The 12502-nt window shown below is 70.3% G+C and carries 11 protein-coding genes; 8 read left to right on the forward strand and 3 right to left on the reverse strand.

The window, feature by feature from the left end:
* The first annotated feature begins 61 nt into the window (after positions 1-61).
* On the forward strand, positions 62-1027 hold the full coding sequence (locus tag AV521_RS00265; RefSeq protein WP_079249047.1) for a LysR substrate-binding domain-containing protein: 966 nt from the start codon (positions 62-64) through the stop codon (positions 1025-1027).
* Positions 1028-1159: 132 nt separating this feature from the next.
* On the opposite strand, the gene AV521_RS00270 is transcribed toward AV521_RS00265, so the two are convergent.
* Positions 1160-3235, reverse strand: a complete 2076-nt coding sequence (locus AV521_RS00270) for a SpoIIE family protein phosphatase (RefSeq protein ID WP_076082085.1) — start codon at positions 3233-3235, stop codon at positions 1160-1162.
* 212 nt (positions 3236-3447) lie between these two features.
* Here AV521_RS00270 and AV521_RS00275 point away from each other — a divergent pair, with 212 nt between their 5' ends.
* From AV521_RS00275 to AV521_RS00285, 3 genes are all read left to right on the forward strand, one after another.
* Complete coding sequence (locus tag AV521_RS00275; RefSeq protein WP_256725368.1) at positions 3448-3669, forward strand: hypothetical protein; 222 nt, start codon at positions 3448-3450, stop codon at positions 3667-3669.
* Positions 3670-3793: 124 nt separating this feature from the next.
* Positions 3794-4339, forward strand: coding sequence for a hypothetical protein (locus AV521_RS00280; RefSeq protein ID WP_218639321.1), 546 nt, complete (start codon positions 3794-3796; stop codon positions 4337-4339).
* A gap of 17 nt (positions 4340-4356) precedes the next feature.
* Complete coding sequence (locus tag AV521_RS00285) at positions 4357-5238, forward strand: bile acid:sodium symporter family protein (protein WP_076082086.1); 882 nt, start codon at positions 4357-4359, stop codon at positions 5236-5238.
* 62 nt (positions 5239-5300) lie between these two features.
* Here AV521_RS00285 and AV521_RS00290 read toward each other — a convergent pair whose 3' ends face one another.
* Positions 5301-6818, reverse strand: a complete 1518-nt coding sequence (locus AV521_RS00290; protein WP_076082087.1) for a long-chain fatty acid--CoA ligase — start codon at positions 6816-6818, stop codon at positions 5301-5303.
* A 23-nt stretch (positions 6819-6841) separates the two neighbouring features.
* Positions 6842-8044 (reverse strand): TauD/TfdA family dioxygenase, encoded by a 1203-nt coding sequence (locus tag AV521_RS00295; RefSeq protein ID WP_179022742.1) that lies wholly within the window; start codon positions 8042-8044, stop codon positions 6842-6844.
* Positions 8045-8128: 84 nt separating this feature from the next.
* Here AV521_RS00295 and AV521_RS00300 point away from each other — a divergent pair, with 84 nt between their 5' ends.
* From AV521_RS00300 to AV521_RS00315, 4 genes are all read left to right on the forward strand, one after another.
* Positions 8129-9151, forward strand: a complete 1023-nt coding sequence (locus tag AV521_RS00300) for an AraC family transcriptional regulator (RefSeq protein WP_076082089.1) — start codon at positions 8129-8131, stop codon at positions 9149-9151.
* A gap of 301 nt (positions 9152-9452) precedes the next feature.
* On the forward strand, positions 9453-10511 hold the full coding sequence (locus AV521_RS00305) for a 3-keto-5-aminohexanoate cleavage protein (RefSeq protein ID WP_076082091.1): 1059 nt from the start codon (positions 9453-9455) through the stop codon (positions 10509-10511).
* A gap of 42 nt (positions 10512-10553) precedes the next feature.
* A complete protein-coding gene (locus tag AV521_RS00310) occupies positions 10554-11528 on the forward strand; it encodes a quinone oxidoreductase (RefSeq protein ID WP_076082093.1) in 975 nt (324 codons plus the stop codon).
* 40 nt (positions 11529-11568) lie between these two features.
* Complete coding sequence (locus tag AV521_RS00315) at positions 11569-12468, forward strand: TauD/TfdA family dioxygenase (protein WP_076082094.1); 900 nt, start codon at positions 11569-11571, stop codon at positions 12466-12468.
* The last annotated feature ends 34 nt before the right edge of the window (positions 12469-12502 follow it).

The following is a 12502-nucleotide window of genomic DNA, read 5'->3' on the forward strand; positions in this document are numbered from 1 at the left end:
TAGCCCCTGATCGAGCAAGAGGTCATAGCCCTGGCGTATGGGAGACTCATACGCTGGCGCTGTGACAGAGTCCTCCGTGCCGGATCCCCGTACCGTTTCCCTCCCCTTGCGCACGCCCGACCTGGAGTCGCTGCGGCTCCTCGTCCTCGTCGCCGACCTGGGCAGCCTGGGCCGGGCGGCCGAGCGGCTGCGGATCTCCCAGCCGTCCGCCAGCCGCCGGCTCTCCACGCTGGAACGCGGGCTGAGCCTGGTGCTGGTCGACCGGACCCGTCGCGGATCCCGGCTGACGCTGGCCGGGCAGACCGTCGCCGGCCACGCCCGGCGAGTCCTGGACGAACTGGACGAACTGCTCGCCGGAGCCGACAGACTACGCGACCGGCGGGAGGCAGAACTGCGCGTCGCGGCGAGCCTGACCATCGCGGAGTACCTGCTGCCCACGTGGATCAGCGAACTGCGCGCTCGCCGGCCGGAGCTGTACATCGGGCTGCAGGTGACCAACAGTGAGCAGGTGCCCGAGCTGGTCGAGTCGGGCGAGGCCGACATCGGGTTCATCGAGGGGCCCCGCCTGTCCCGTGTGATGTCCACGCGGCAGGTGGCTGAGGACCGGCTCGTCGTCGTGGTCGATCCCGGCCACCCCTGGGCGCGGCGCCGCGAGCCGTTGTCGGCGCGGGAGTTGTCCCGTGCGCCACTGGTGCTGCGGGAGAGCGGTTCCGGCACGCGGCAGACCCTGGACCGTGCCTTGCACCTGGCCGGCTGTGAACGCGTCCGGCCCCTGGTGGAGCTCGGCTCGACAGCCGCCGTGCGCGGCGCGGTGATCGCCGGCACCGGGCCGTCCGTCCTGAGCGAGCTGGCCGTCCGCGGGGACATCGCCGAGGGCCGGCTGATTGGCGTCGACGTCGCGGGCGTGGACCTCACGCGCGACCTGCGCGCGGTCTGGCCGACTGGGCGGCGCCTGGTGGGGCCGGCGGCGGAACTGGTCACGGTGGCCCGCCGGGCGGTCGTCGGCGAGCGGCCGGCCCGGGCGTAGGGCCGACCGGATGGCAGCGCCCGCCTCGCCGTCCCCCCGCCGCGGGCTGTCCGTGTGCGACGTTCTTGTCCGTCTGCGCGCGCCAGGCACGCCACGCCGGGCAGACACCACGGCGGCGTTGGTGCGGCTCGATCAAGGTGGCGCGAGCGTCTGCTCGGTCCAGATCGTCTTGCCGTCGGCCGAGTAGCGGGCTCCCCATGCCTGGGCCAACTGCGCGACGATGAAGAGGCCGCGCCCGCCTTCGTCGGTGGTACGGGCGTGCCGCAGGCGTGGTGCTGTGGCAGCGCAGTCGCTGACTTCGCAGGTCAGCGCCCGGTCCAGGATCAGGCGCAACTCCAGCGGGGGGCTGCCGTAGCGGACGGCGTTGGTGACCAGTTCGCTGACGATGAGTTCGGTGTTGGACGCGGGTTCTTCGCCCACGTTCCAGGCGGCGAGCTGGCCACTGACGCATTCCCGGGCTGTGGCGGCGGCGGTCGGCTCGTGGTCGAGAGGCCAGGTGGCGACACGGTCGGCGGGGAAGGGACGTGTGCGGGCCAGCAGAAGGACAGCGCCGTCTGTCTCCGTGTCGGCCGTAAGGCTGTACTGGATGTCGTCGCACAGATCCTGCAGTGGGCGGTCCGCGTAAGCCGGCGCCGTGCGCAGGGGGCTCTCGGCATCGGACAGGCGCGCGGCCAGGCCGACCGTGTCTGGGAAGGCGATCACGCTGCCGTGAGGGAGCTGGATGCGGGTGGCCGCGAAGGGTGACTGGTCGGTGCTGCCCAGCTGCGGCCCGGTTGTCGTCCCGACGTGGGCGACGGTGCCGTCGGGGCGTACGGCGACCGGCGCCGGGTGACCGGCCGCTGCAACGGTGCAGGTCAGCGACAGCGGATCGTACACGGCGTACGCGCAACTGGCCGTGCCAGGCTTGCGATGGCGCAGGTCCGGAAACGGTAGTGAGGCCCGCTCGGCTGCCAGAAACGTCGCGGTGTCGTTCAGACGGGCAAGGAGGTCCTCCGGGTCCAGGTCCAGGGCGGCCAGGGAGCGGACGGCGGTGCGCAACTGCCCCATCGTCGCCATGGCGTGGATGCCTCGCCCGGACACCGCCCCGGCGACCAGCGCGGTACGGGCACTCGACAGAGCGATGGTGTCGTACCAGGCGCCGCCGTCTCCGGGACGTGCGGTGACAGCGGCGTCCAGTGCGGTGTGGGAGGCGGGACGGAGGGGGAGCATCCGGTGCAGGACGGTCGCCGCGACCGTGTGGTCCCTCGTGTAGCGGCGGGCGTTGTCGATGCACAACGCGGTGTGGCGTGCGACGTCGCGGGCAAGTGCGACGTCGTCTTCGTCGTACGGGCTGGGCGACCGGCTGCGGTACAGGCTCAACAGCCCGAGCACGGTGCCGCGCAGGGCCAGGGGGACGGCGAGGAGGGTGTGTGCGCCGGAGTCGTGGATCGGCCAGACGCGGGCCGGGTCGGTGGCCAGCCACGGCAGGCCGGAGTCCAGGGCGACGGCCCGGGGCAGCAGGTCGGCCAGGGCCTGGCTGAAGGGGGTCGGGGCGGGCAGGCTCCGCACGTCCCCCACAGACTGGGCTTCGGGCTGACCACCGACGACGCTGCGGAAGGCCGTGTGCCGGAGCGGCACTCCACGGGGGAGGGGTGAGGGCGGCGGATCCTCGCCCCGGATGACGGAATCCACCACTTCCACGACCGCGACGTCGGCGAATGCCGGCACGAGCACCTCAGCCAGCTCTTGGCAGGTCACCACCACATCCATGGTGCGACCCACGCGCTCGTGCACCGCATCGAGAATGCCCAGACGATTGCGGACCCTTTCCCGCTCGGTGACATCGACCACGGTGATGGCCGCCCCGAGTACCCCGCCGCGAGGATTGTTCAGACGGAACACCGAGACTTCATAAAGGCGTTCACGGCCGCTATGGGCTGGGGGCCGCGCCCGCAGTATGTGTCCCCGCGCCGGCACACCGGTGTCGAGTACTTCCCGTACGAGACCCTCGGCCGTTTCTTCTTCGACCACGTAGTGCGAACGCGGAAACCTGCGCCCCACGACGTCTTCCTCGCGCATGCCCCGCATGGCGGGCGTGGCGGTGTTGACCCGCACCACTCGCAGCTCGGTGTCGAGTACAGCCAGGCCGACCGGAGACTGGGTGAACAGGGCATCCAGCATCACCGCCCCGGCGTCACCCGCAATCCCGACCCCAGCACGGTCCGCCATGGAAGTCACCTCCGGTGCCGCCCGACGGCGGTAGCCCACCACGAGCCGATCAGGCATTCCTCCCTTACGGTCTACCTCGGCATTCCCGACACGGCGACCTCGGACTGCCACGACCAGGCAACGCCGATCTCCTCCCGCTCAGCAGGCGCGCCCGGTGACCGGGCGGGAAGATGAATCCGTGTCCCGGCCACTTAATGGCGGGAGGAGCGGACATGGAAATCAGTCCGCAGGCGGTCGTCCTCCCCAAGGAGACGGATCATCTCGAACAGGGGAAGTACGGTCCCGTCTTTCCCAGGACGCCGGCATGCAACGGGTTCACCATCGTCGCGCGGGTCAAGCCCGGCCACGCCGATGCGATGCGCGAGTACGGCTACTCGCTGGCCAAGGCTCTGGAACAGGATCCGTACCTGCTCGCGCCGTTGAAGCTGCGCTAGGTCCTTACTTGACGGCAGTTATGCGGTCTTCCGTAAACTCCACCAGGACGTCGCCGGGTTCAGGCGGTGTCTGAGGGACAACTCCGCCGGGGCCGAGGACGAGGAGCTGATCGCGGCGAAGATCATGGGGCGCTGGCGCAGCGGGGCCCCGCTGGCGCTGGCCCCGCAGCACGACGACCCCGCACTCGGCGCCGACCCCCACCGCGGCAACACCTTCCTGTACGAGCAGGACGATCCGACGGGGTTCACCACTCCAGGCTGCTGCCACATCCGCCGGGCCAACCCGCGTGATTCCTCGGTGGCCGGGGAGGTGCGTCTGCACCGCATGATCCGGCGCGGTGCCGTCTACGGTCCGCCGCTGCCCGAAGGAATGCTGGAGGACGACGGGGTGGACCGGGGTCTGATGTTCGCGTTCATCGGCGCCCACCTGGGCCGGCAGTTCGAGTTCGTCCAGTCGGAGTGGATGAACGACGGCGTCCTCTTCGGGGCGGGCAACGCGACGGACCCCGTCGTCGGATCCGCGGACGGGGAGACGGGCTACACCATTCCCCGGCGGCCGGTGCGTCGCCGCCTCGCCCCGTTGCCCCGGTTCGTCGTCACCCGGGGAGGCGAGTACTGCTTCCTGCCGAGCCTGAGCGCCCTGCGCTGGCTCGGGGACCTTCGCGACTGACAGGGCGGGCAAGCACCATGGACGCACTGCATCTCGTCCTCAACGCGGTCACCGTCATCTTCATCGCGGCCACCATGTTCGCCGCCGGACTGCGCGCCACCGTCCCGGCACTGCGCGGCGTCTTCACCGACGTCCCCCTCCTGCTGCTGGCGCTGATCGCCAACATGGTGGTCATCCCGCTGCTCGGCTGGGGCATCGGCGCGCTGTTCGGCCTCTCCTCGGCTTCCTTCATCGCGCTCATCCTGATCGCCTCGTCCCCGGGCGGCCCCTTCGGGGCGAAGCCGGCGACGGTGCAGCAGGGCGACGTCGTCGCGGGCGCGGCGATGCAGGTGCTGCTCGCCTCCATCGGCAGCCTCACCTTCGCCCCCACGGCCAACGCCATCCGCACCGCCGCCGACGTCGGCACCAAGGTCTCCCTCGACGTCGGCGCGCTGGTGCGGACGGTGGCGCTCCTGCAACTCGTCCCGTTCGCCATCGGCCTGCTCCTGCGCCGCTACGCCGAACCCACCGCACAGTCGTGGCACCCCACGGCGGCCGCGATCTCCAACGTCACGTTCCTGGTCGTGCCGGCGGGCATGCTGCTGGGAAACTGGCGGGACGTCGTCGATCTCTTCGGTTCACTTGCCCTGCTCGCGGGGTTCCCGCTGGCGGTGTTCGCCTTCGCCGTGGGAACGCTGCTGGCCACTGGTCCGACGACGCGCCGCACCACCATGGGAGGCATCGCCTCGGTGCGCAACGCCGGCCCCGCCCTGGCCGCCATCGGCCTCGCCTTCGCCGACCAGAGCGCCGTTCTGGGCGCACTCGCCGCGATCCTCCTGAGCGGCCTGGCGGCGGTTCTCCCGATCGCCACGCTTCTCAGCAGGCGCCGGAACGTCCCAGAGGCCGCAGGAACGCGCTGACCAGGTGCTATGTCCTCGGACGCCGCTGCCGGAGCCCGAGGCTTCCTCTCGACGAGTACCACTCAGTGCTGGAGTGGTACTCGGCTCGTCAGCGGCGGCACGGTGAGCTCCCGCTTGAGGATCTTCCCGGTGGGACCCTTGGGAAGCTCGGTGGTCAGGGTGACGATGCGCGGGTACTTGTAAGCCGCGACGCGCTCCTTGGCGTAGTCGCGGATCTCCTCCGCGGTGGCCTCCTCGCCGGCCCGGAGGACCACGACCGCAGCCACCTCTTCACCGTGCAGCGGGTCGGGAACACCTACGACCGCGCACTCGGCGATCTTGGGGTGCCCGTACAGCATCTCCTCGATCTCCCGCGGGTACACGTTGTAGCCGCCCCGGATGATCAGATCCTTCTTCCGGTCCACGATGAAGTAGAAGCCGTCCTCGTCGACGCGTGCCAGATCGCCGGTGTGGAACCAGCCGTCGCGCACGGCGAGAGTGGTGGCGTCGGGGTTGTGGAAATAGCCCTTCATCACGTTCTCCCCGCGGACGGCGATCTCACCGACCGCGCCGGGTTCCACGGTGGACCCGTCGTCGCCGACGAGTCTCATCTCGACCCCTCGAACGGGTGTGCCGATCGATCCGGACTTGCGCGGGCGGTCCGGATGGTTGAAGGCGGCCACCGGAGATGTCTCCGACAGGCCGTAACCTTCCAGCACGGTGGCTCCGAATGCGCGCTCGAAGCGGTTCAATACCTCGACCGGCAGCGCGGCACCGCCCGAGACCGCGAGCCGGAGCCTGGGCGTGCCGGGCCCGTCCGGTGTCTCGGTGTGCAGGAGTGCGGAGTACATCGTCGGCACGCCGAGGAAGACGGTGACCCGGTCCCGATGCATGACCTCCAGAGCCCGGCTCGCATCGAAGCGGGGCAGGAGGGTCAGCGTGGCGCCGGCGGCCACGGCGGTGTTCATGGCGCAGGTCTGCCCGAAGGCATGGAACAGCGGCAGCCCGCCGAACAGGACGTCCTCCGGACCGAGCCGAAGCAGCGTCTGAGCGGTGGTGGCCGTGTTGGTCAGCAGGTTGCGGTGGGTCAGCTCGGCTCCCTTGGGGGTGCCGGTCGTACCCGAGGTGTAGAGGATCACGGCGGTGTCGTCGTCGGCCCGATCGACGACTCCGGGCAGGGGAAGGGTAGCGAGCAACTGCGTGTGGAAGGCGTCGGGATCCGTGACCAGGCACGCCGCTCCGGTCTCGGCCGCCGCCTTCGCGACCTCGTCGGCGCACATCGGGTGGACCACTGCCGTCCGGGCCTCCGAGTCACGGAGCACGAAGGCTGCCTCTCGGGATTTGAGCAGGGGGTTCATAGGCACCACCACGCCGCCGGCCCGAAGGATGCCGTAGTACACGACCGGGAAGAGCGGCACGTTGGGCATGGTCATCGTGACCGCGTCGCCCGGCCGGACACCCCGGTGGTGCAGAACAGTGGCGAGCCGGGCACTCGCCTCGTCGAGCTGCTCGTACGTCAGGGTGGTGTCGTCGTGTCGTACGGCGACGTGCGATCCGTGCACGGCGGCGGAGTTCACCAGGAGCGTGGCGAGATTGGGCATGACCGTGGTGTCCTCGATTCGTATCAGTGGGTGCGCAGCGGCGTAAAGTCACAGCCGGGGCGTGCTCTGCGCAGGCTCCGGGGACGGATGACGTCGCTCGGGGTGACGCCGGTGCGCGGCACGGGGCGGGAGTGCGGTCCGGCTGAGCGGACGGTCGGGGCGGCGTCCTCGTCGCGGGCCAGCCACATGCGCAGCAGGTGGCGTCTGCGCTCCGGTGTGTCGAAGTCCTCGTACGCCGAGCGGGCGTGAAGTACCACGTGGTTGTCGAGCAGCAGCAGGTCACCGGGCTGGAGATCCAGTTCGAGCCGTACGGCGGGTGAGGCGGCCGTCGTGTCGATGAGGTCGTACAGCTCCCTGTCGGCGGCCCGTGCGCCGTCCGGACCACCGTCGCAGGCAGTGCGGGCGCCGTTGCCCAGGCGGACCCGGTCGTAGCGCATGCTGGGCCTGTCGCCGTGCCGGGTGACAAGCGGGGAGGCCAGGTACGCGCCCTCACCGGACGGACCGTCGAAGAGGTGCCTGCGGTACAGCCGCCCGGCGAGGTCCGGCCGTGTGTCGAGCACGGCGTTGTGCACGGCGGCCGCGCCGGCCAGCAGCGTACGGCCGCCCGAGCGGGCCGACCGCAGGCACAGCAGGCCGAGCAGGTCCGCCTCCGCGGTGTGGAACGGCAGCGCTGCCCGGGTGAGATACGCGGGCGGCGCAGGTTCGTCCAGGTTCGGGCCGGCGTCCCGGATGTGACAGAGGGTGCGGCCGTCGGCGGTCTGCGGGACGGGTCTGCCGAGGTACTGGCCGATGCCGCGCAGCACGGTGCTCGCTTCGGCCTCCCCGAGCAGATCCGCCGGGATGCCCTTGATCAGAAGGAAGCCCCGTCCCTCGGACAAGGTTCCCGCGGCGCGCTTCAGCTCGGCGGCGAGCGTGGGCAGCGGGAAGTCGGCGACGGTCATCCGCAGCAGGGTGGCGGAGCGAGCGCGGGCGGTGCGCAGCGCCGTGCGCAATTCCTCACGGGTCTCGGCGGACAGACTGAGGACCCAGTCGTCATGGCCCGCCAGGTCGGGTCCATACCACAGGGCGGGGTCCGTGAACGGTCCGGCCGGCACCGTCGGTGCATCTGGGGTTTCGACCATGGTCGCCTCCGCAAGGTCCTTGTGGGTCGGGCGGTCTCTTCCGGCGGTGTCCTGGCTGGGCGGCACGGCCGTCGCGCCGCCGCACGGGCCGCGTTGAACGGGCATGCTACGAATCACACGCTCGTCATGCTTGACGTGTGGGGACATGAAACTTAACTTCTGGGGACCTGCCGCCCCTGGAGCGTGCCCATGAGGCCCCTTGTCCGCACCGCCGCGCTGAACGGCTACGTCGAGCTGAGCCGGTCCCTCGGCCTCGATCCCCGTGCACTGATGAAGGGCGTCGGCCTGGACACCGCGGACCTGGCCGTGCAGGACCGGTGGATCTCCGGCACGGCGGTGGTCGGACTGCTGGAGCTGTCGGCTGCTGCCTCAGGGCGCGAGGACTTCGGTCTGCTGCTGACCGAGCGGCGGCGCTTCTCCAACCTCGGCCCCATCAGCCTGCTCGTTCGTGAAGAGCCCGATGTCCGCAGTGCTCTGGCCCTGCTGATCCGCCATCAGCACACCTACAACGAGGTCCTGCACGCACGGCTCTCGGAAGGCAACGGGGTGGCCACGCTCAAGGTGGACCTCCGGCTCGGCGAACCGCAACCGGCCCGGCAGGGCACGGAACTCGCCGTGGGCGCGTTCCACCGCGTGCTGAGCGGCTTCCTCGGCCCGCACTGGCGCCCCTCGGCGGTCTGCTTCGCCCACCCGGCGCCGCGGGACACCGCCGGCCACCGCCGCCTGTTCGGGCCCTCGGCCGAGTTCGACCGCGACTTCAACGGTATCGTCTTCTACACCGAGGACCTCGACGCCCCCAACGCCATGGCCGACGCCCAGTTGCGCAGCTACACAAGGCAGTACTTCGAGCCCATCGCGGCCCCCAGGGAAGCATCCGAGGTGGACCGGGTGCGCGACCTCATCGAGGCGCTGCTGCCGACCGGGCGCTGCTCCATCGAGCAGATCGCGCGCAGCCTCGGCGTCGACCGGCGCACCGTCCACCGCCACCTGGCCCGCTCCGGAGAGACGTTCTCGTCACTGCTCCAATCGACGCGCACGGCGCTTGCGGAGCAGTTCGTCGCCAACCCCAACCGTTCCCTGACCGAGGTCTCCACGCTGCTGGGGTTTTCTTCGCTGAGTGCATTCTCCCGCTGGTTCCACGAGCACTTCGGCACCGGTCCGCGGGAGTGGCGCAGGAGCCGGGGCGGCCCGGCAGTGCCCGGCGGAAGCTGAACCCGCGGGGCGCACGCCGGCGGTCCCACGATGGGCCCTGCCGTATGTCCCCGATTGGCAAGTCACCTGTCACCACAGGCAAAGCGGCTGCGTGCCGCCCGCCCTACCTTGGCACCACCGCGCAGGCGGTCGGCCTCCGGAGGGAGCGCTCTGCAGCTCCCCTGAGGGCACTCCCTCCGGACCGGCCCGCGACCACTGGGTCAGTTGTGGCCACCGGCCCGGACGCACGCCGTCGCAGTCCTGTCGTCGCGTCCGCTGCCTGCTCCGTGACGCGATCACCCCTACGCCAAGGAGAAGCCCCGTGCATTTCCACGACGACTCACTCTTCCCGGAGAACCAGGAGAAGCTGGTGATCCAGGCCGCTCCCTACGGCCCCGAGTGGCTTCCCGGGGACGCGGACGACCTGCCCCTGACGATGGACGAGCACGTACAGGCGGCCGTCGACTGCTACAACGCCGGCGCGACGGTGCTCCACATCCACGTGCGTGAGCTCGACGGCAAGGGCTCCAAGCGGATGTCCATGTTCAACGAACTGCTCGGGCGGCTGCGCGAGGCCGTGCCGGACATGGTGCTCCAGATCGGCGGTTCGATCTCCTTCGCCCCCGAGGGCGAGGGCGGTGACGCCAAGTGGCTCGCCTACGACACCCGCCACCTGCTGGCCGAGCTCACCCCGGCGCCGGACCAGGTGACGATCGCGATCAACACCAGCCAGATGAACATCGTCGAGATCATGAACGATGACGACCTTCAGGGGACGTCGATCGCGAAGCCGGACTACTACCGGGCCTACCGCGACATGGTCGTCGAGGCCGGTCCGGAGTTCTACCTGGAGCACCTCAAGCGCCTGCGGGCGAACGGCATTCAGCCGCACTTCCAGCTCGCCCACCTGGCCCAGCTGGAGACCGTGGAGCGGTTGATCCGCGCGGGCGTCTACACCGGGCCACTGATCCTCAACTACGTAGCGATCGGCGGCGGTTTCGCCGGCCGGCACCCGGCCGATCTGGTCGAGTTCATCCGCCGTGTGCCGGACGGCGCCGTCCTGACCATCGAGAGCTCCATGCGCGCCGTGGCCCCGATGAACGCCGTCGCCATCGCCCTCGGCCAGCACGTGCGCGTCGGCAACGAGGACAACCTCTGGCGCGCCAAGGGCGAGCGGATGTCCTCCGTCGCCCAGGTCGAGCAGATGGTGAGGATCTCCGAGGCGCTCGGCCGCGAGATCGCCACCGGGGCGGACGCCAAGCGGATCTACAAGCTCGGCGAGTACTACGCGGATGCCGACGAGACGCTCGCCCGGCTCGGCATGGTGCCCAACCGCCGCCCGGGACAGCGCGGCTTCATGCTCCGCGACGTCACGGCCTGACCGCCCTCTTCCCCACCCTTACGAACCCTCAGGGAGCTCTCCGTGGCACACGCCGTCCGCTTCTACGAAACCGGTGGCCCTGACGTCCTCACATGGGAGGAGGTGCCCGTCGGCGACCCCGGACCGGGCCAGGTGCGCATTCGGCACGACGCCGTCGGCCTCAACTTCGCCGACACCTATTTCCGTACCGGGCTCTACCCGGTCCGGTTGCCCGACGGCATCGGCGTCGAGGCCGCCGGGGTGGTGGAGGCGGTCGGGGAGGGCGTCACCCATGTCGCCGCGGGGGACCGCGTGACGTACACCGGGAGCCCCCTCGGTGCCTACAGCACCGAACGGGTCATGGACGCCTCGCACCTGATCAAGCTGCCCCCGGAGATCAGCTGCGAGACGGCGGCCGCGATGACCATGCGCGGCCTGACGGCGGCCTACCTGCTGCGCAGGATCCACCCGCTGCGGGAGGGGGACACGGTGCTGTTGCACGCGGCCGCGGGCGGCGTGGGCCTGATCGTCTCCCAGTGGGCCGCACTGCTCGGCATCCGTGTGATCGGAACCGTCTCCAGCGAGGAGAAGGCGGAGATCGCCCGCGCACACGGATGCGAGCACGTCGTCCGCTACCGGCAGGAGGACGTGGCCGAGCGGGTGCGGGAACTGACCGACGGCGCCGGTGTAGCGCTGGTGCTCGACAGCGTCGGCAAGGACACCTTCGCCGGCTCGCTGGCCTCGCTGGCCCGCCGCGGACTGCTGGTGTGCTTCGGCACCGCCTCCGGTCCCGTACCACCGATCGACGCCATGCAACTCGCGGTTCGTGGCTCGCTGTTCGTCACCCGGCCCGCCCTCGCCGACTACATCGCCGATCCCGCCGAACGCGGTGCTCTGGCAGGAGAACTGTTCGATCACGTCTCCTCCGGGCGCATCGCCATCGAGATCAACCAGCGCTACGAGCTCGCGGACGCGGTCCAGGCCCACCGCGACCTGGAAGCCGGGCGGACCACAGGGTCCTCCGTCTTCGTCCTGTGAGCACGGCACCCTCGACCCACCTCCCATGGAGGGAGCACCCATGCCCGACATCCTCTCGTCTCCGGTGCGCTCCGCCGCACGGCGCACCTCGATCCAGGTCGAGCCGCTGACCTGCACCATCGGTGCGGAACTCACCGGTGTGAACCTCGCCGACGCGGCTCGTGACGAGGACCTGTTCGCCGAGATCAAAAGCCTGCTGCTGGAGTACAAGGTCCTCTTCCTGCGGGACCAGGACATCTCGCGTGCCGAGCACGTCGCGTTCGCCTCGCGCTTCGGTGCGCTGGAGGACCACCCCGTCGCCGGCGGCGACCCGGACCACCCCGGACTGGTCCGGATCTACAAGGACCTGGACAGCCCTGCGGAGCACTACGAGAACGCGCTGCACACGGACGGTACCTGGCGGGTGAACCCGTCGATGGGCGCCGTACTGCGCTGCGTCGAATCGCCCCCGGTCGGTGGCGACACGATCTGGGTCAACATGGTCGAGGCTTACCGCCGGCTTCCCGAGCACATCAGGACGCGGATTCCGGGGCTGCGCGCACGGCACAGCATCGAGGCCACCTTTGGCGCCGTGATGCCCGAGGAACAGCGCCACGCGCTGAAGGAGCGGTTCCCGGACGCCGAGCACCCGGTCGTGCGCACCCACCCCGAGACGGGCGAGAAGATCCTCTTCGTCAACGCGTTCACGACGCATTTCGTCAACTACCACACGCCCGAGAACGTGCGTTTCGGCCAGGACTACGCGCCCGGCGCGAGCCAGCTGCTCACCTACCTGATCAGCCAGGCCGCCATCCCCGAGTACCAGGTGCGCTGGCGCTGGAGCCCGAACAGCGTGGCCATCTGGGACAACCGCTCCACCCAGCACTACGCCGTCCAGGACTACTGGCCCGCCGTCCGCAAGATGGAGCGCGCCGGAATCGTCGGCGACAGGCCGTTCTGACCTTCCCTTTCGAGCAGTCGAGGTGATGACAATG

Origin of the sequence: Streptomyces sp. IMTB 2501, from assembly GCF_001953885.1 — a bacterium.
Taxonomy (GTDB): domain Bacteria; phylum Actinomycetota; class Actinomycetes; order Streptomycetales; family Streptomycetaceae; genus Streptomyces.

Bases quoted from the DNA above. Each gene is read 5' to 3' on its own strand.
- AV521_RS00270 (WP_076082085.1), bottom strand. From the start codon at position 3,235: ATGGCGGACCGTGCTGGGGTCGGGATTGCGGGTGACGCCGGGGCGGTG.
- AV521_RS00275 (WP_256725368.1), top strand. From the start codon at position 3,448: ATGGAAATCAGTCCGCAGGCGGTCGTCCTCCCCAAGGAGACGGATCAT.
- AV521_RS00280 (WP_218639321.1), top strand. From the start codon at position 3,794: ATGGGGCGCTGGCGCAGCGGGGCCCCGCTGGCGCTGGCCCCGCAGCAC.
- AV521_RS00285 (WP_076082086.1), top strand. From the start codon at position 4,357: ATGGACGCACTGCATCTCGTCCTCAACGCGGTCACCGTCATCTTCATC.
- AV521_RS00290 (WP_076082087.1), bottom strand. From the start codon at position 6,818: ATGCCCAATCTCGCCACGCTCCTGGTGAACTCCGCCGCCGTGCACGGA.
- AV521_RS00295 (WP_179022742.1), bottom strand. From the start codon at position 8,044: ATGCCCGTTCAACGCGGCCCGTGCGGCGGCGCGACGGCCGTGCCGCCC.
- AV521_RS00300 (WP_076082089.1), top strand. From the start codon at position 8,129: ATGAGGCCCCTTGTCCGCACCGCCGCGCTGAACGGCTACGTCGAGCTG.
- AV521_RS00315 (WP_076082094.1), top strand. From the start codon at position 11,569: ATGCCCGACATCCTCTCGTCTCCGGTGCGCTCCGCCGCACGGCGCACC.